The 16,697-nt window shown below is 68.6% G+C and carries 17 protein-coding genes and 2 pseudogenes; 14 read left to right on the top strand and 5 right to left on the bottom strand.

The annotated features are described in order from the left end of the window. Positions 1-71 precede the first annotated feature (71 nt). Both ACWD3E_RS32065 and ACWD3E_RS32070 read right to left on the bottom strand, forming a co-directional pair. A complete protein-coding gene (locus tag ACWD3E_RS32065) occupies positions 72-644 on the bottom strand; it encodes a PadR family transcriptional regulator (RefSeq protein WP_451391037.1) in 573 nt (190 codons plus the stop codon). Positions 645-892: 248 nt separating this feature from the next. Next, positions 893-1,531: a hypothetical protein gene (locus ACWD3E_RS32070; RefSeq protein ID WP_451391038.1), complete on the bottom strand. Its 639-nt coding sequence runs from the start codon at positions 1,529-1,531 to the stop codon at positions 893-895. A 380-nt stretch (positions 1,532-1,911) separates the two neighbouring features. Here ACWD3E_RS32070 and ACWD3E_RS32075 point away from each other — a divergent pair, with 380 nt between their 5' ends. The 12 genes and pseudogenes from ACWD3E_RS32075 (at position 1,912) to ACWD3E_RS32130 (ending at position 11,022) form a co-directional block, all read left to right on the top strand. Further along, on the top strand, positions 1,912-2,175 hold the full coding sequence (locus ACWD3E_RS32075; protein WP_451391039.1) for a hypothetical protein: 264 nt from the start codon (positions 1,912-1,914) through the stop codon (positions 2,173-2,175). Between the two features lie 521 nt (positions 2,176-2,696). Next, the gene (locus tag ACWD3E_RS32080; RefSeq protein WP_451391040.1) at positions 2,697-3,401 is read left to right on the top strand and encodes a hypothetical protein; all 705 of its coding nucleotides are present in this window, start codon (positions 2,697-2,699) and stop codon (positions 3,399-3,401) included. Positions 3,402-3,804: 403 nt separating this feature from the next. Then, positions 3,805-3,945, top strand: a pseudogene (locus tag ACWD3E_RS32085) (IS5 family transposase); the annotation flags it as partial. A gap of 80 nt (positions 3,946-4,025) precedes the next feature. Further along, on the top strand, positions 4,026-4,634 hold the full coding sequence (locus ACWD3E_RS32090; protein ID WP_451391041.1) for a cysteine hydrolase family protein: 609 nt from the start codon (positions 4,026-4,028) through the stop codon (positions 4,632-4,634). A gap of 7 nt (positions 4,635-4,641) precedes the next feature. Continuing rightward, positions 4,642-5,548: pseudogene (locus tag ACWD3E_RS32095) on the top strand (GlxA family transcriptional regulator). 475 nt (positions 5,549-6,023) lie between these two features. Further along, positions 6,024-6,455, top strand: a complete 432-nt coding sequence (locus ACWD3E_RS32100; RefSeq protein WP_451391042.1) for a hypothetical protein — start codon at positions 6,024-6,026, stop codon at positions 6,453-6,455. Then, complete coding sequence (locus ACWD3E_RS32105; RefSeq protein WP_451391043.1) at positions 6,449-6,700, top strand: helix-turn-helix transcriptional regulator; 252 nt, start codon at positions 6,449-6,451, stop codon at positions 6,698-6,700. The genes ACWD3E_RS32100 and ACWD3E_RS32105 overlap by 7 nt, the downstream gene beginning before the upstream one ends. Then, positions 6,697-7,671, top strand: coding sequence for an NAD(P)-dependent alcohol dehydrogenase (locus tag ACWD3E_RS32110; RefSeq protein ID WP_451391044.1), 975 nt, complete (start codon positions 6,697-6,699; stop codon positions 7,669-7,671). Before ACWD3E_RS32105 ends, ACWD3E_RS32110 begins: the two co-directional genes overlap by 4 nt. Positions 7,672-7,730: 59 nt before the next feature. Then, positions 7,731-8,231, top strand: coding sequence for an N-acetyltransferase family protein (locus ACWD3E_RS32115; RefSeq protein ID WP_451391045.1), 501 nt, complete (start codon positions 7,731-7,733; stop codon positions 8,229-8,231). Positions 8,232-8,616: 385 nt separating this feature from the next. Continuing rightward, positions 8,617-9,693 carry a GlxA family transcriptional regulator gene (locus tag ACWD3E_RS32120; protein WP_451391046.1) on the top strand — a complete coding sequence of 359 codons (1,077 nt, stop codon included), beginning with the start codon at positions 8,617-8,619 and terminating at the stop codon, positions 9,691-9,693. Positions 9,694-9,798: 105 nt separating this feature from the next. After that, complete coding sequence (locus ACWD3E_RS32125) at positions 9,799-10,605, top strand: MBL fold metallo-hydrolase (protein WP_451391047.1); 807 nt, start codon at positions 9,799-9,801, stop codon at positions 10,603-10,605. Positions 10,606-10,692: 87 nt separating this feature from the next. Further along, the gene (locus ACWD3E_RS32130) at positions 10,693-11,022 is read left to right on the top strand and encodes a DHCW motif cupin fold protein (RefSeq protein ID WP_451391048.1); all 330 of its coding nucleotides are present in this window, start codon (positions 10,693-10,695) and stop codon (positions 11,020-11,022) included. 908 nt (positions 11,023-11,930) lie between these two features. On the opposite strand, the gene ACWD3E_RS32135 is transcribed toward ACWD3E_RS32130, so the two are convergent. Continuing rightward, positions 11,931-12,593, bottom strand: a complete 663-nt coding sequence (locus ACWD3E_RS32135; protein ID WP_451391049.1) for a response regulator — start codon at positions 12,591-12,593, stop codon at positions 11,931-11,933. Beyond that, positions 12,590-13,879, bottom strand: coding sequence for a sensor histidine kinase (locus tag ACWD3E_RS32140; protein WP_451391050.1), 1,290 nt, complete (start codon positions 13,877-13,879; stop codon positions 12,590-12,592). Before ACWD3E_RS32140 ends, ACWD3E_RS32135 begins: the two co-directional genes overlap by 4 nt. Before the next feature lie 326 nt (positions 13,880-14,205). Between ACWD3E_RS32140 and ACWD3E_RS32145 the strand changes: the two genes are divergently transcribed. Next, positions 14,206-15,696 (top strand): alpha/beta hydrolase family protein, encoded by a 1,491-nt coding sequence (locus ACWD3E_RS32145; protein WP_451391051.1) that lies wholly within the window; start codon positions 14,206-14,208, stop codon positions 15,694-15,696. Between the two features lie 154 nt (positions 15,697-15,850). Here ACWD3E_RS32145 and ACWD3E_RS32150 read toward each other — a convergent pair whose 3' ends face one another. Next, on the bottom strand, positions 15,851-16,093 hold the full coding sequence (locus tag ACWD3E_RS32150) for a hypothetical protein (protein WP_451391076.1): 243 nt from the start codon (positions 16,091-16,093) through the stop codon (positions 15,851-15,853). Positions 16,094-16,306: 213 nt separating this feature from the next. On the opposite strand from ACWD3E_RS32150, the gene ACWD3E_RS32155 reads away from it, so the two are divergent. Continuing rightward, positions 16,307-16,645 carry a winged helix-turn-helix transcriptional regulator gene (locus ACWD3E_RS32155; protein ID WP_451391052.1) on the top strand — a complete coding sequence of 113 codons (339 nt, stop codon included), beginning with the start codon at positions 16,307-16,309 and terminating at the stop codon, positions 16,643-16,645. The last annotated feature ends 52 nt before the right edge of the window (positions 16,646-16,697 follow it).

Raw genomic sequence — 16,697 nt, forward strand, 5'->3', positions numbered from 1 at the left:
GGACGGGTGGGAATGCGAACTCTGACGGCCGGACTGGCCGGATCGGGAGACCTACGAGGGTGCTGCGGCGATCAGCCGCCCGGATCGAGCCGGGCCAGCGTGGCAAGGACGTCGTCCAGCCAGTCGATCATCATCCGCTCGTATGCGATGCCGCCGCGCAGTACGACGTGCTGGAGCTCCCGCTCCGCGTCGAGCGACGCCTGCGGGCCGGCCGCGATCGCCTCGGGCCCCGTGAAGTCCCGCTCCTCTCCTGCCAGATAGTGCGCCAGCCGGTCCCGATGCGCCTGCCGGTGCCGCTCCACCTCGCGGATCAGCGCGGTCGGGTCGTCGAAGGCGGCGCCCCGGATCTTTACAGCCAGGTCGTGGCGGACACTCTCCGGCTCGATCGGATCGTGCAACCAGGAGGACAGCGCGGCCCGGCCGAGGTCAGCGACGGAGTACTCCTTCTTGTCCGGCCGGCCCTGCTGCGGGACGTCCCGGACGTCGACCCATCCGTCGTTCTCCATGCGCTTGAGCACGCGATAGATCTGTTGGTGGGTCGCGGTCCAGAAGTAGCCGATGGACCGCTCGAAACGCCGTGCCAGCTCATAACCGGATCCCGGCTTCTCCAAAAGCGACACCAAAATCGCGTGTTCGAGCGCCATGACGCCGATCCTGCTATGCAACTCGTTGCATAGCAACCTCCTCCGCTCCGATGCGACGCGGCTCACCCCCCCCCGGCGGCCCCCGTCCAGGGGCAGAGCGCCCTGCATCCGCCCGCGTTCATGCAGGCGTGCGCCCCTTCGACCGTCCCGGCAGCTGCGCGGTTGATCAGGGCTCAGGACTGGTGAGCTGCCCCTGGCTGCCTCACGGATATATGGACCGCGAGGCAGCCAGGCGCGCGATCGGTGGATCAGTCTCGGACGACGAACGTCTTGGCACCACCAGAGCGACCGGAGCAGGACCGCTTCTCCTCAGCGGTCATCTTCCTGGACTTGACGACCACCGCGTTGCTCTGGCCGTCCGTCCCGTTCGAGGCAGGCCCCGTGACGACGTCGGGTACGAACCAGAAGTAGTGCCCCCACTTCCGGTCGTCGTAATGGGTCTGCCATGTACCGGAGACGGTCTGCATCACCTGCGCACGGGAGATCCAGCCGACCTCACCCGGCTTCACCGTCATGTTGACGGAACTGGCCTCCGAGTGCGTGCTCGACCAGGTGTGGCTGTATGTCGCCGTCACGCTCAAGTCGATGATCCCCGCTATCTTGCCGCCGGCGGTCACGGATACGCCCGCCGAGTCCGTGGAACCGACCGTGTCGGACCAGGTCATCGACTGGGTGGCAGCCGAGGTGCTGCAGTTGTAGAGCGAGTCGGAGACCCGGTGGAAGCCTCCGAGATACGCCCGGCCCAACTGCGGTTCGTTGAAGGTGCACTTCCCCGCACCCGAGTCGCAGTCGGCCATGAGCTGTGCCCGGGTGGGCTGGTCATCGGCTGAGGCCGGAGCGGCTATGCCCGCGACCGCACCCAGGGCAGCCACTGAGAGCGCCAGCATCCTTCCGCAGTAGCGCATCCTGCGGTTGTTCGCCATACATGTGCCTTTCGCTGTGCATGAGGGGGGTCGGCGATCGCGGGAAGAGCGACTGAGGAGTCACCGCGATCACCGCCTGTTGCGATCCGAGAGACGCAACAACTGACTTGTCTACACGACGAGTTGGTGAAAACCCAGCCGTCATCGACCTGCTGCCCGTAAGAGATCGCCTCAACTGGCCTGATTACTGAGCTGGCGGCCGTGACGGCGATGACGGAGCGGCTGTGTCACCGCGGGCACCCTGACAACGCCTCCATACGACGCTGCACGGCCGAGCCGAACCGGGTGCGCCTGACTTCCTGGCGTACGAGCGAGAGCTGCCGGGCCTGGTCGATGTCGCCGGCTTGCGGGGGGAACTGACCGCTGCCGAGCAGCGCCATGCCGTGAACGCCGCGCGCAAGGACCTCCGTATCCGTACGGCCCTGCTGACCGGGGGCAAATTCGGACTGCCGCAGACGCTCTCCGGCGCACCGGGTCTCGCCCGCCGCTACGACATGGTCCCTTCCTTCGTCCAAGCGGTCCTCGTCGCGGCGACCGACGCCATCCGGCACGGCATGTGGCCGCCCGTGTCCAAGGAGTTCCTGCGGCGCGCAGCTCCGGGCCACTGAACGGTCTGCAGCGGCCGCAGGCTGGAGCCGTTGCGGCTCTGAACCGGGCGCCGCACCCCTCCCGCTTCGGGTCTGCGCCAACTGCCCTTTGCCGCCTCCGGCGACTGCGCCCTGCGCGAGAATTCATCCGCGCCGTTCAGGGGCCTGCAGGGTGGCCGCGTCACGATTGTTGCGCATCGTGCCAGATGAGCACGACGGCGTCGCTGTTGTCGGTGGCGGCTCTTCAAGGCGGGGCACCTTTACGTCACACAGTGCGGCCCCAGCCCCATGTCGCTGCCACAGCCCCCGGCAGTACGAGTCGCCCACGACCTGGCGAGTGTTCACTCTTTCACCCAGAGCGCGCCGGTACCTGTAAGATGCGTGCGCCCATGGGCTCTTGTCGGGAGATGTCCCGCGGAGCCCTTCTTCTCACCGTGGGGATGCATATGCGCAGACGCGCTTCGGTCGCCGCTCTGTCCGGCGCCCTGGTTCTCTCTTCGGCTCTGGTGTTTCCCGCCGCCGCGCAGGCGCACGCGGGGCCTATGAGCAGTGAAGACACGACGATCACGAAGGTCGTCGTCAACGGCGGCAAGGACATCGTCCTCGGCACCTCCGCCAAGAAGTCGTTCACCGCCACGGTGACCGCGGCCGACCCGGACGGCGTCACCGCCGGCTGGGTCGCCCTGTGGCACGGCACCTCCTTCGACGACCAGGGCAGGGACGGCGCTCTGTTCCCCGCCGAGGAGGGATCGGGCTCGTGCGTGGCGGTCGATGCCCAGACGTCGACGTGCACGGTCCACTTCACCGTGGACCCGAAGGTTGCCATGACCACGAACTCCTATGCGGGCACCTGGCACGCGTACGCCATCGCGTACGGCCTCCCGAGCGGCTCGGTCAGCGACGGATACGCCGGCTCCGTGCACATCAAGCGCAACACCACGCTGACCGCGGATGCCTCGCCCGAGCCGGTGGTCCATGGCCGGACCATCACGGTCAAGGGCACGCTCACCCGCGCCAACTGGGAGACCCATGCGTACGCGGGACTGAGCAACGTGTCGGTGAAGCTCCAGTACCGCAAGTCGGGCACCAGCACGTACACGACCCTCAAGACCGTCACCAGCGGCTCCGGTGGAGCGGTGACGGCCACCACGACCGCGACGAGCGACGGGTACTACCGCTTCTCCTACGCGGGTACCACGGCCACCGGCGCCGCGACGTCGGCCAGCGACTTCGTCGACGTCCAGTAGGAACCCGGGACCCGCTTCCGGGACCAGGGACAGGGGAGCGGGGAATCCCGCCGTCGAGATCAGTCTCGGTCTCCCGGATGCGGGTTCCCGTCGCGTACGGGTTCTCCTCGCCCTCCTTGAGGATGCCCACCGGTCGTCCCCTGGGGACGGATCGCGTTGGCCTGCAACGGCGTCTGAGAATCGCGATCGATCCGCGTGCGATTCGTCGACGATCGCGTTCGTTTCGCGGGGCCCCGCTCACCCATCGCTTCGGCCAGGCTCCAACAGTTCACGTCCTCAAGTTCCATCAGCGTCGCTGCACCGACACCGAGTAGCGCCCCGGCCGCTGCGCCTGCGCCCCGTACCGCATCCCCCGCGGTACGGGGCGCCTGCATGTCCGAGGCAGGCGACCGCCCTTGACGCAGTTCTGCACGAGAATCGCGCCGACTACGAAACCCTCCCGGCCCGGTCCGAAGCCGTGATCCACCTCGCCATGACCGACCTGATGGCCCGCCGCCTCACCGGCGAAGCCACCGCCTCCTGGCGCGACCCGGCGCCCCTCTGAGCATTTTGTGACCGGATCAGTCCGCATCGGGGCATGATGGTGTCTTCTGCGTGAGCCATGGCGACGGCGAGGATCGGGGCATGAACAGAGCACTGATCGTCATTGATGTCCAGGAGTCGTTCCGGCAGCTGCCGAACTGGGCGGCCGTGTCCGACCCCGGTGTCGCGGCGCAGGTGGACCGCCTGGTCGAAGCCGCCCGGTCCAAGGGCGACCTGGTGGTGTGGGTTCTGCACTCCCAGCCGGGCAGCGGAACCGCCTTCGACCCCGCCCTCGGCCACGTCCGCCTGATCGACGGCCTCGTCCCGGCCGATGGCGAGCCGGTGGTCACCAAGACCTCGCACAACGCCTTCACCACGACCAACTTGCAGCAGCTGCTGACCGAGCGCGGCATCCGCGAGGTGGTCGTGTGCGGCATCCGCACCGAGCAATGCTGCGAGACGACCGCCCGGGTTGCTTCCGACTTCGGTTACGGAGTCACGTTCGTCACGGACGCGACGGCGACCCATCCGATCGAGCATTGGAACGCCCCCGCCGGGCGCTCCCTCGCGGAGATCCTCGCCGACCCGCTGACCCTCTCCACGGACCAGATCATCGCCCGCACCGAGTACGCGCTGGCGGGCCGCTTCGCGACCATCGCCAGTGTTGACGAGCTGACCGGCGAGGCAGTCACGAGCGGCGTAAGGGGCTGACCGGATCGTGACCCGTGTCGTCTTCCTGCTCGTCCCGCAGCTGCATCTGCTGGACCTCGCCGGGCCCGCCCAGGTCTTCACCACGGCGGCCGATTTCGGCTATGGGTACGAGGTGGGCTATGTGGCCGAGCGGGAGGACGTACCCACCGCGCAAGGCGTGACGCTGCGAGCGGAGGTGAGCCTGCCGGAGCCCGCGCCCGACGATCTGCTGATCGTCCCCGGCTGGCGGGGGGGTGCGGCTCCGAGGCGGTGGGCCGATCGGCCCGGCCGCGCTGCGGTGGCTCGCGGATCACCACGCGTCCGGCGGTATCGTCGCCAGTGTCTGCGTGGGGGCGGACGCCCTCGGCCGGGCGGGACTGCTCGACGGTCGGCGCTGCACCACTCACCACGATGTGCAGGACGAACTCGCCCGGCGCTATCCCCGGGCGAGCGTTGTACGGGACGTCCTGTACGTGGTTGACGATCGCGTGGTGACCTCGGCGGGCATCGCCAGCGGCATCGACCTGGCTCTCCATCTGGTCGCCGTCCGCCATGGCCCGGCAGCCGCCGCGCGCGTAGCCCGCCAGATGGTCGTCTACGCCCGCCGCAACGGAGACGACCAGCAGGTGAGCGCGATGTTGCGACACCGCGCGCACGTGAACGACGTGGTCCACCGCGCCCAGGACCTGATCGACACCCGCTTCACGGAGCGCCTGGGCTTGGCCGATCTCGCCTCTGCCGTCGGCGTCAGCGAACGCACACTGACTCGCCACTTCACGGAGTCGACGGGCCTGACCCCGTTGCGCTACCAGCAACTCCTCCGCGTCGAGCGCGCCGAACACCTCATCGGCCAGGGCGCGACGGTCGAATCGGCGGCCCGCTCGGTCGGCTTCCAGGACGCACGAATGCTCCGGCGACTCAGATCCCGCGGCTGAGCCCCCGGGTTGGGCCGGTGGTGTGTGCCGGGGCCGGCGGGCGGGTTCCAGGTCTCTCGGTTCGGCAGGCTGCCGAGGGCTTCGACGAAGGACGTCAGAGGGCGGGCGAACAGGGCCCGGTCGGGCGCGGGCCACGCCGCCGTGAACGCCGAGCGGCGGCGGTGCACCTGGTCGGTCAGGGCGCGTCCCCCTCCGTGCGGACCAGCAGGGCCCGGCGTCCGTCCGCCTGACCGGTCCCCCGCCGCCCGGCTGCGACGGGCGTTGCGCGAGGTCGGCGGTGCGGCAGCGGCCATCGACGATCCCGGCTTCCAGCCCGGCTCGAAGGCACCCTCAGTGGCGATGGGTGGAGGCCGGGTTGGTCAGCGCTTGCCGACCCAACCGCCGCCGCCACCCTGCGATGTACAGAAAACTTGACATCATGTCGCGGCTGTTTGACATTGTCCGTGTCAAGCTTTCTTTACATCGGGAGCGGGCAGTGGCATTCGAAGAGAAACGTGCCTGGATCATGGTCCTGGTCACGGTCGCGTCATACGCGGCGTACCTGGGCGTCGTCCTGCGGCGGCACGAAGGAGCGGCGCCGCTGGCGCAGACGTCCTATGCGTCCCCGCTGCTGTGGACCGTCGGTGCGGCGATCGTCACGCAGATCGCGCTGAACATCACGGTGGCGATCGTGTCTCCCGAGGGCGCGAACACCAAGGACCAGCGAGACCGGGAGATCCACCGCTTCGGCATGTACATCGGGCAGTCGTTCATCGTGATCGGCGGCGTGGCCGGACTCGTCCTCGCGATGGTCCGCGCCGATCAGTTCTGGATCGCCAACGCCATCTACCTGGCGTTCGTCCTGTCGGCGATCCTGTCATCCACGGCGAAGATCGTCGCCTACCGGCTGGGCTTCCACCCGTGGTGAGGCCGACCAGGGTCACCAACACGATCCGGGCGCTGCGCTTCGCCCACGGCGAGATGACCCAGGCCGAACTCGCCCGCCGCATCGGCGTGACCCGCCAGACCGTCATCGCCATCGAACAGGGCCGCTACTCGCCCACCCTGGAGATGGCCTTCCAGATCGCCCGAGTGTTCGGCGTCCCGCTCGAACAGGCTTTCCAGTACCCCGGAACCGATGAAACCGGCGAGATCGAGGGAGAGAGCAAGTGAAGGCCATCGTCCAAGACGCCTACGGACCGCCCGAGGACCTGCGTGTCGAAGAGATCGCACAGCCGGAGCCCGGTAGCGGCGAGGTGCTCATCCAGGTCCGGGCGGCATCCGTAGACCCGGGCGTCTGGCACCTCACCACGGGCCAGCCGTATCTGCTGCGCGCCCTCGGTTTCGGGCTGCGGGCGCCCAAGGCACGCGTCCGGGGCATGGATGTCGCCGGACGGGTCAAGGCCGTCGGCCCGGACGTCACCCGCTTCCAGCCGGGCGACGAGGTGTACGGCACCTGCGACGGATCGTTCGCCGAGTACGCCTGCGCCAAGCAGGACAGGCTCGCCCGCAAGCCCGGCAACGCCGGCTTCGAGCAGGCGGCCGTCGTCCCGGTTTCCGGCTGCACAGCCCTCCAGGCGCTGCGCGATGTCGGGCGACTGCGGTCCGGGCAGAGTGTCCTCGTCATCGGCGCCGGGGGTGGCGTGGGCACCTTCGCGGTGCAACTGGCCAAGGCCCTCGGGGCCGGCCATGTCACCGGTGTCTGCGGCGACGCCACAGCGGAGCTGGTCCGCTCCCTCGGCGCCGACGAGGTGATCGACTACTCGCGTCAGGACCCCACCGACGGCACCCGCCGCTACGATCTCGTTCTCGACATCGCCGGCAACCGCCCCCTGGCCCGGCTGCGCCGCGTCCTCAGCCCCGGCGGGACGCTGGTCCTGGTCGGCGGTGAGGACGGCGGGAAGTGGTTCGGCGGCATGGGCCGGCTCCTGCGAGCGCTGCTGCTGTCTCCGTTCACCGGCCAGCGCCTCCGCGGCTTCTTCTCCACGCAGAGCCACGACGACCTGCGGCTCCTCGCGGAGCTCATCGAGGCTGGCGCGATGACCCCCGTCATCGACCGGACCTACCCGCTGGCCGACGTCCCCGAGGCCATCGGCTACCTGAGGAGCGGCCGCGCACGCGGGAAAATAGCCGTCAGCGTCTGACGGTGAGTTTCGCTCAAAGTGGGTGCCCGGCCAACGCCATGACTCCGAGAGGGAACGACATGCCAGTGTTGCGACAGGCCCGCGTCTCCGACCACGGCAGGATCGTCGCATGTGTGCAGCAGTGGTGGGGGGACTCACGTACCCCCGCGCAGGCCCGCGAGCTGTCACTGCTGCTCCCCAAGCTGTTCTTGCAGTTTTTCTCCGGCACCAGCCTGGTCCTGGAGGACGAAGCCGGCATCAGGGCTTTCCTCATTGGTTTTCACGCCGCAGACAACGACGAAGAGGCGTACATCCACTTCGTGGGAGTGGATCCCGAGCTTCGTGGGCAGGGGGCTGCTCGGCGTCTGTACACGACCTTCTTCCAGCATGCCGCCGAAGTCGGCCGCACGGCGGTGCGCGCGATTACCTCGCCGGGAAACACAGGATCCATCGCCTTTCACCGCGCTATGGGATTCACCCTCGAAAGTGGGGACCGAGAGGTCGATGGTCTGCCCCTACACAGTGACTACGACGGTCCTGGGCAGGACCGGGTCTGCTTCTACAAGAAGTTGGCCCTCTGATCCGCAATCACCACTTCTGCAGTTCGAGCCGGTCCTCGAGGCGATCCGGGTGCCCCGGATCGGTCCTTAGGCGTACGACTCCCGCGGCAGCCGGGCCTACCTGCGAAGACGCGGTATCAAGGTGACCATTCCGGTCCCTGTGGACCGGGTCCGCAACCGCCGTGTGCCTGGTGTGGCGTAGCCGAAGGCGAAAGCCCAGGGGCGCCCATGCCAGCAGTCTGCACAAGGCCGAGAGCTAGTGGCGCCGAATCGACACCGGTGCTCAGGCGGGCACTGTCACGGCCGGCCCGATGGGCCACTGCGTCCCACCGCTCTCCTGTCGATGGCCGAAAGTGCCAGAACCCCGTCCTTGCAGACACCCACTCCAGGCGCCGACGATGGCGTCATGCACGCGCCCCGCAGGATCGTGGTGACCCTCTTCGCAGGCGTCGAGTTGCTCGACGTGACCGGACCGGTCGAGGTCTTCTCCGTTGCGTCCCAACTCGTCAAGAGATCCGGTGCACGCGGCTACGAGATGCAGCTCGCGGCGGAGCGGCCGGGGCCGGTGCGTACCGCCAGTGGTGTACAGCTGGTCGCCGACGTTGACCTCGCCCAGGCGGGGCGGGGAGCGGACACACTGATGGTGCCGGGCGCCATCGAGTTCGGGACCGCAGGACTGGAACCGGTGGTCGACCCTGCCCTGGTCGACTGGGTCGCCGAAACAGCACCCCGGGTGCGGCGAATCGCGTCCGTATGTGCAGGCGCCCACATCCTCGCCGCCGCCGGGCTGCTGGACGGACTCACCGTGGCCACCCACTGGTACACGGCGCCCCGGCTCGCCGCCGACCACCCGCGCATTGATGTCGACCCCGATCCGATCTTCGTCAGGGAAGGCCGGGTGTGGACGTGCGCCGGAGGCTGCGCCGGGATGGATCTGGCCCTCGCATTGGTCGCCGAGGACCACGGAGACAAGGTCGCGCTGCAGGTCGCGCGGTTGCTCGTGATGTACCTCAAGCGGCCCGGTGGGCAGAGCCAGTTCAGCGTACCGCTGTCGCTGCAGGAACCCTCACGCGACGAGCTCGGGGAGCTGCTCACCTGGATCGCCGACAACATTCGCGAGGACTTGTCCGTGGACGTCCTTGCCGACCGGGTCAACCTCAGCGTCCGGCATTTCTCCCGCGTATTCCGGGCCGAGTACGGTCGCACCCCTGCCGCCTACGTGGAGGCCGCGCGGATCGAAGTTGCCCGCCGGTTGCTTGAGGAGACGGACCGAGCCCTCGACGACGTCGCCGCCGCCTGCGGTATCGGCTCGGTGGAGACACTGCACAGAGCCTTCCGCCGCCAGCTGGGGACCACACCGGCCGAGTACCGGTGCCGTTTCCGCACACGCGCTGCCGGACTCACGCCCTCCTCAGTCCCAATCGCCGACGAAGCGGCCAAGCACGCCAGGACAACCGGCCGCGGTCCGCACCCTGACAACTGAGAAACAGACCCCCCAAAGACGACTCGACCACCCGTAGGTCAGCGTCGCCATGCCCGCAACCGACCGGCCAACCCACACCGCAAACACACTCTGGAGCACCACACCATGGAGATCACCACTACCCATGTCGGAACAGCGACCGTCTTGCTCACCATCGGGGAGCTGACGATCCTGACCGACCCCGTGCTCGACCCTGCCGGCAGCGAGTACATCGGCGAGGTGCCCGTGCTCGGTGGTACGTACAAGCTGCGCAGCACCGCAGGTCCGGCACTCACAGCCGACCAGCTGCCCGCGATCGATCTCATCCTGCTCAGCCACGACGAGCACGAGGACAACCTCGATCTTGCCGGCCGTGCCTTGCTCCCCACCGCTACCACGGTGATCACCACGGTCTCTGGTGCGTCCCGACTCGGCGGCAACGCCGTTGGGCTGGCGCCGTGGCAGAGCCACGAAGTCACGCAAGGCGCCACCCGTCTCAAGGTCACCGCCACTCCTTCACGGCACGGACCGGAAGGCATCGAGCCGATCATGGGAGACACCGTGGGGTTCGTGCTGGAAGTCCCCGATGCGCAGGCCGCGATCTACATTTCCGGCGATACCGTCTACCACGACGCCCTCGACGAGATCGGTCGGCGGTTCAGGATCGGCACGGCCTTCCTCCATCTCGGCGACGCCCACTTTGAAGTGGGTGGCGACACGCGATTCTCGATGAACAGCGAGGAGGCGGTGGCTTTGGCCCGCTCCCTCGATGCGCGCAGCGTCGTTCCGATCCACTACGACTCCTGGGAGCACTTCGCCGAGCGGCCCGAGGCGATATCAACCGCCTTCGCGGACGCCGGCCTCGACGAGCGGCTGCAATGGCTTGCCCCAGGCAAGCCGCATCCGCTGGCCTGGCCCACGCTGACCGCTTAGCCCTTCCGCTACTGGGGGTCTATCCGGCGCTGATTCGAGCGATCGGACTGAGTGGCAGGCGAGTACCGGCGAAAGGAGCGCGGGACAATGGATTTGGCTGACACACCCTTCGGAATCACTGACTGGTCAGAGGTTACCCCTTCAATGCATGCGGGCGACTCGGGGAACGCGACCTGGCGCACACGCGAATTCGGTGGCGTGCGCGTTCGGATGGTGGAGTACAGCCCCGGCTACGTGGCCGATCACTGGTGCACTCGGGGCCACATCCTGCTGGTCCTTGAAGGAACACTCACCACCGAACTGGCAAACGGTGAAATCGTCACCATCAAGGCCGGCGGCAGCTATCAGGTCGGAAACGACATGCAGCCACACCGCTCAAGCACGCAAGAAGGCGCCCGTCTGTTCGTTGTTGACTGATGTGGCGATTAGGGTAACCACGCTGCGAGCAGGCACGACCGGCCCGCGTTCCCCACCGCCCCACGGAGCACCGGCTGTGCCAACACGCTGAAGCACAAAAGCTCCCCCCATCAGCTGTCCGCGGATGCGGTAGAGCGGCGTGGTGGATGGCGTCGGGGATGGTCATGCCGACCGGGTGGACAGCCACCGGCCGCGCCCTGGCCTCGCCGCTGCCGGTGCCTGGGTGACAGCGGACGCCGCCTCCGGACAAGAATGCCGATTTCGGCGGGTGCTGCAGGACCGTCAGCTACGTACTGGCGGTGTCCAAGTACCTGTCCACCGTCCGCTGCCCGCGCATCGGCCATGCACAAGCCGAACATGGATCGCCTACTACCCCGGTTACGCGGCCCTGGATGCCGGCGTGGACGACCTGGTGCACGTCGCCGGCACCAGGTGGGCGATCGAGGAGTGCTTCCAGGCGGCGAAGAATGAGTGCTGCCCTTACTACAGTGGTGCTCCAGCAGCACCTCGAATTTTCCCTGTTCAGGGGTGGTTTGGGGCAGTGCAGCGGACTGATGGACCGTCAAAGCTGTCTTGCCCGGACCGCTTCTCGAACGTGTGCGGCCGCCGCTGGTAGTGGCAGTGGCAGGCGACGGCTTGGCGTCGACTGATCAATCGCCGCCGTGTACGACGAGGGCGGGCGGACAGTGGCGCCACCCGGGCCGCGGCAGCCGCAGCGCGCCCAGGCTCTCGGACTCGGTCCCCGGCTCGCTCGTCACGCCGGTGCCGTCCGACCGCACGAGAACCTCAACCCCGGGCGTCACGCAGCGCTACACGATCGTCCGACGTAGCTATTAGGAGAACATGACCATGTAGGCGTGCTGCTTGTTGTGGGAGTGTGACATCGCCGTTGGCTCCGGGCGGCGGCGTCATGCCGGGTGGATGAGGCGGCATTCGTAGGCGAAGATCACGGCCTGGATCCGGTCGCGGAGTTCGAGCTTTTGCAGGATTCGCCCCAGATGGGACTTCACGGTCGCCTCCGCGACGTACAGGGTGGCCGCGATCTCGGTGTTGGACAGGCCGCGGCCCACCTGGATGAGCACCTCGCGCTCGCGGGCGCTGAGCCGGCTCAGCCGCTCGTCGTGGTCGGCGCTGCTGCCGTCGGGGATGTGCGGGCAGAGGTTGTCCAGCAGGCGGCGGGTGATCCGCGGGGAGACCACCGCGTCGCCCGCGGCCACGCTGCGTATCGCGGAGAGCAATTCCTCGGGCCTGGTGTTCTTCAGCAGGAAGCCCGAGGCTCCGGCGTTGAGTCCGGCGAAGGCGTATTCGTCCAGGTCGAAGGTGGTGAGGATCAGCACTCTGCTCTGCGGGGAGATCCGGATGAGCTGCCGGGTGGCCTCGATCCCGTCGGTCCCGGGCATCCGGACGTCCATGAGGACGACATCCGGGCGCAGTTCCCGGGCGAGGCGTACGGCCTCCATGCCGTCCGCAGCTTCGCCGACCGGTGCCATGTCGGGCTGGGCCTCCAGGACCGTGCTGAAGGCCATACGAAGCAGCGCTTCGTCGTCGGCGATCAGGATGCGGATCGTCATGCGGACGCCGCTCCGCTGCTGCCGAGGAAGAGGCGGGTATGGACTCCCCAACCGCCGCCCGGGAGCGGCCCGGCCTGCAACTTCCCCCCGTAGGCGGCCGCGCGCTCGTGCATGCCGGGGATGCCGTGGCCGGACGCCGTGGCGTCGGGGAGTGGCGGGCAGGGGCCGCTGTCGGTGACGTCCACTGTGACGGTCTCGGCTGAGCACCGCACCCGGACCTCCGCGTGTGTGCCGGGGGGTGTGTGCTTGAGGGTGTTGGTCAAGGCTTCCTGTACCAGACGGTAGACGGTCAGTTGTGCGGTGGCGGGAATGTGGGTGTGGCCGCCCTGGACCTCGAGGCAGGTCGGCAGCCCGGCGGCGCACATCTGGTCGGCGAGGGCCTGCAGTTGTGTGATGCCGGGCAACGGGTGGCGCTCCGCCTCCGGTTCGTCGGTCCGTAGGACGCCCAGGGAGCGCCGCATGTCGGTCAGTGCCTGCCGGCCTGTCTCGGAGATCTGGAGCATCGCGGTGGTCGCCTTGTCGGGCGACCGGTGCTGCGCGTAGACGGCGGCGTCGGTGAGCGCGACCATGACGGACAGGTTGTGGGTGACGATGTCGTGCATCTCCCGGGTGATACGTGTCCTTTCCTCGGCGACGGCCAGCCGCGCCTGCTGGCCCTGTTCTTGCTCCAGGCGTGCGGCCCGTTCCTCCAGGGCTGCGAGGTAGGCGCGCGTGGTCCGCACATTCATACCGAGGACGGCGGCGGCAATGGCCATCGCGGTCACCCCGACGAAAGGGGTCAGAAATGCGCCTGCCGTCGCCCAGCGCAGGCAGGCCAGGACGACGCCTGCCTCCACGATGGCACCGGCGACCAGCGTGCCGCGCCGGCCCGAGTTCGCGGCCACCGTGTAGAGCGCTACCAGCAAGGCGATGTCCGCCGGTAGTTGGATGTCCATCACCCATTGGACGAAGGCCGCGGCTGCCACGGCGCCGAACACCGTGAGCGGGGCCCGGCGCCGCCACACCAGGGGCAGTGCAAGGGCGACGGTGAGGGCCACGGCCACCGGCAGCTCCTGCGGGGCGCGCGTGGTCACGACGTTGACGAGGAGCAGCGTCGGCAGCAGCAAGTCCCACAGCATGGGCGGCAGCCGGGAGCCCCAGCGCCGGCCGGCACGCGTCAGCCACGCCGCTCGGGCGGAGGTCAGGTCGGCGCACCTCGTCAGCCGTGCGGCTGTCCTCGTCCGCCGCACCCCGTCGCGGTAGCGCACCGGGTGGGCATTGCCGGGCTCTGCGGCCGCCTCGGTCATCACACGTCCCTGTCGATTCAGCATCATGGTGGCCCACGGCCGGGGCCACCACCGCGTACAGCCGGAGCCGAGTCGGGTACAGGGGAGCGAAGCCCCGGGCTACCCGGCGTGTACCGCGGCCCTGCCACGGTAGGCCGCAGTCCCGCGGAACGCATGAGTCCACCGTCTGATGGCACTGTGCCGAGATACGACCGCAGGAGGAGTCCCGCTACCTCCCGCGGTCGCAAAGCAGCCGCTGAACTGGCCTGCTCGATTGCGACTCCGGTCGCACAGGGGACATGCCTCGGATTGCGACTCCGGTGGCACGCGACGGCGACCCGGGTCCGATGTGGCATCCCGTGCCCCGCGCCGAGGATGGCCGGGTGACCGAGATCATCACGGGGCTGTACATGTCCCCTCTGGAATTCCTTGCCTTGCTAGGTGCCGTCGCGCTGGTGGTGGCGCGCTGGCTTCCCCCCGCTGCCCGCCCACGCGTCACGATCGCGGCAGGGGCGGTATTCGTGCTGGCCGTGATCGTGCTGAGTGTGGTGGGGATCCGCTGGCAGATGCTGCCGGTGCTGGCAGGCGCTGCCTTCACGCTGCCGTTCGTCTTCTCTCCTCTGTTGCGACGCCGTAGAGGCCGGCCAGCGCGGCGGGCCCCATGGTGGCTGGCGTTGCCTGGATCGGCTGCCTGCGTCGGCCTGATCGCCACGGGCCCGGTGGCCGCCTGGTCCTTCCCTGTACCTGTCTTCCCCGAGCCGTCAGGCCGTTTCGCGGTCGGGACCCGCGTGCTGCAGTGGACCGACCCACGCCGCCCCGAGAGCTTCACCGCCGATCCGCACGACCGGCGCACGGTCGTGGTCCAGCTCTGGTACCCCGCCCAGAAGAGCCCAGCAGGCACGCAGGGGGCCCAGTACCTCGGACGCACGGAGCACGAGGCGCGCACCGTCTCTGACGCCCTCGCCCACGAGGTTGGCCTGCCCGGCTTCCTGGTCGACGGCGTCCCGCGTGCTCACACCCATTCGGTCTTCAACGCACCGGTGGCGAGCAGTGGCGGACGGTTTCCAGTCGTGCTGTTCTCTCCCGGATCGGGCGGAGTGCGCACCCAGAACACCGCCTGGGCGGAGGAACTGGCCAGCCACGGCTATGTGGTCGCCGCCCTCGACCACCCGTACGACTCCGCCGCCGTCGTCCTCACCGACGGCCGAACGATTCACACCAAGACCGCCTCCACCGGCGACCGAGACAAGGACGACAAGCTGGCGGCCGGCTGGACGGCTGTTCGGGCCGCCGACCTCAGCTTCGTCCTCACCCAGCTGGACCGTCTAGGTCGAGGTGAGATTGCCGGCCCGCTGACCGGACGCCTGGACACCAGCCGGGTCGCGGTCACCGGCCACTCCATGGGTGGTGCTGCCGCCCTGCAGGCAGCCCGGCAGGACCACCGGTTCGACGCCGTCATCGATCTGGACGGCTACCCCCACGGCCCCACCTCCCCCTCCCTGCACCAGCCGACGCTCGCGCTCACCCAAGCCATCACCCCCGGAACCGACCCGCACTACATACCCCGCCTCACCAAGGCCCTCAAACTCAGCACCGCGACGAGCTACCGGCTCACCATCCCCGGCGCCGCACACCTCACCTTCATGGACGGCCCCCTGTACCTGCCGCCTGTGCCCTCGATAGTCGGGTCCCTGGGGCGCACCGAGAGTCCGCGCGTCGTCGCCGCGGCTACTCTCGCCTTCCTGGACACCACCCTGCGGCACAAACCCGGCGACCTGGGCGGCGTTCTGTCGGCCTACGGCAACCTCAGTGTCTACCGTTCGGGCAACGGCCGCTGATCAGCGGCCGGTTTCAGCAGGGCGGCCTCTTTCGGCGGGGTTGGTGAGGAGGAGTCGGCTGGCGTGCCCGGGCCAGGCAGGCCGCCGGGCTCGAAGAACCGCCGCCCGGCCACCCGGCACGATGTGGGCAGAGTGCTTGCCACTGGCGAGGCGTTCAGCCGTCCCGCCCACCACAAGGTGGGCACGAAACCCCGGCGAACTGGATGAATGACAAGCTAAGGGCGGCGAACAGCTCATCGCAGACACCGTTTGTCGCGTAGAGCTCGTCGGCAAGGCGGAAGAGCAGCGCCTCGTCCTGCGACCACACCGGATCTTCGGCGCTGCCGTGGACAGTCGAGAAGAGCTGGGCGTCGGTGAAACCGAGCGGCTTGGCGAAACCGACGGCGTGTACCCCCACTCGTACTCAGCGCCGCAGAGTGCGCAGGTCCGGTGGATCGTGGGATCCGCGAGCCAGCGTGGAACTGAGTCATGAACTACACTCCCCATGTGCTTCGAAAAACGAAGTGACCCTACTGGTGCTTTGAAAATAGAAGCGCAATCGCGGAGGTTGCCCATGCCGACACCATTGCCCGGCCGGCCAGTGCGGTCATCGCGCACAGGACGGCCGATCATGGCGCTGCTGGACCTGCTGGGGCGCCGCTGGATGCTGCGCGTGCTCTGGGAGTTGCGCACGGAGCCGCTCGGCTTCCGGGCGCTGCAGGACGCGTGCGATCGGATGTCGTCCAGCGTGCTGAGCGACCGCCTCGCCGAGCTCGACGAGGCGGGGCTGGTGACCGCCGACCCCGGCGCCGGATATGCGCTGACCAGGCGAGGGCGGCAACTGCTCGACGCGCTTGAGCCCCTGGACGCCTGGAGCAAGGCGTGGGCTCAAGACATTGCCGACACCCGCCCGGAGCCACGCGATGGAGACCGCCCCGAAGGCGCTCGGCGCCGACCCGGGGCAGGGTGACGACGCGACTCTCAGGGTGAGTGGGTAGCCGGCGGTTGGACATTGACTTTTC

This window comes from Streptomyces sp. NPDC002676, assembly GCF_053592455.1.

Bases quoted from the DNA above. Each gene is read 5' to 3' on its own strand.
- ACWD3E_RS32065 (WP_451391037.1), bottom strand. From the start codon at position 644: ATGGCGCTCGAACACGCGATTTTGGTGTCGCTTTTGGAGAAGCCGGGA.
- ACWD3E_RS32070 (WP_451391038.1), bottom strand. From the start codon at position 1,531: ATGCTGGCGCTCTCAGTGGCTGCCCTGGGTGCGGTCGCGGGCATAGCC.
- ACWD3E_RS32080 (WP_451391040.1), top strand. From the start codon at position 2,697: ATGAGCAGTGAAGACACGACGATCACGAAGGTCGTCGTCAACGGCGGC.
- ACWD3E_RS32090 (WP_451391041.1), top strand. From the start codon at position 4,026: ATGAACAGAGCACTGATCGTCATTGATGTCCAGGAGTCGTTCCGGCAG.
- ACWD3E_RS32115 (WP_451391045.1), top strand. From the start codon at position 7,731: ATGCCAGTGTTGCGACAGGCCCGCGTCTCCGACCACGGCAGGATCGTC.
- ACWD3E_RS32120 (WP_451391046.1), top strand. From the start codon at position 8,617: ATGCACGCGCCCCGCAGGATCGTGGTGACCCTCTTCGCAGGCGTCGAG.
- ACWD3E_RS32125 (WP_451391047.1), top strand. From the start codon at position 9,799: ATGGAGATCACCACTACCCATGTCGGAACAGCGACCGTCTTGCTCACC.
- ACWD3E_RS32130 (WP_451391048.1), top strand. From the start codon at position 10,693: ATGGATTTGGCTGACACACCCTTCGGAATCACTGACTGGTCAGAGGTT.
- ACWD3E_RS32135 (WP_451391049.1), bottom strand. From the start codon at position 12,593: ATGACGATCCGCATCCTGATCGCCGACGACGAAGCGCTGCTTCGTATG.
- ACWD3E_RS32140 (WP_451391050.1), bottom strand. From the start codon at position 13,879: ATGACCGAGGCGGCCGCAGAGCCCGGCAATGCCCACCCGGTGCGCTAC.
- ACWD3E_RS32145 (WP_451391051.1), top strand. From the start codon at position 14,206: ATGTGGCATCCCGTGCCCCGCGCCGAGGATGGCCGGGTGACCGAGATC.
- ACWD3E_RS32155 (WP_451391052.1), top strand. From the start codon at position 16,307: ATGGCGCTGCTGGACCTGCTGGGGCGCCGCTGGATGCTGCGCGTGCTC.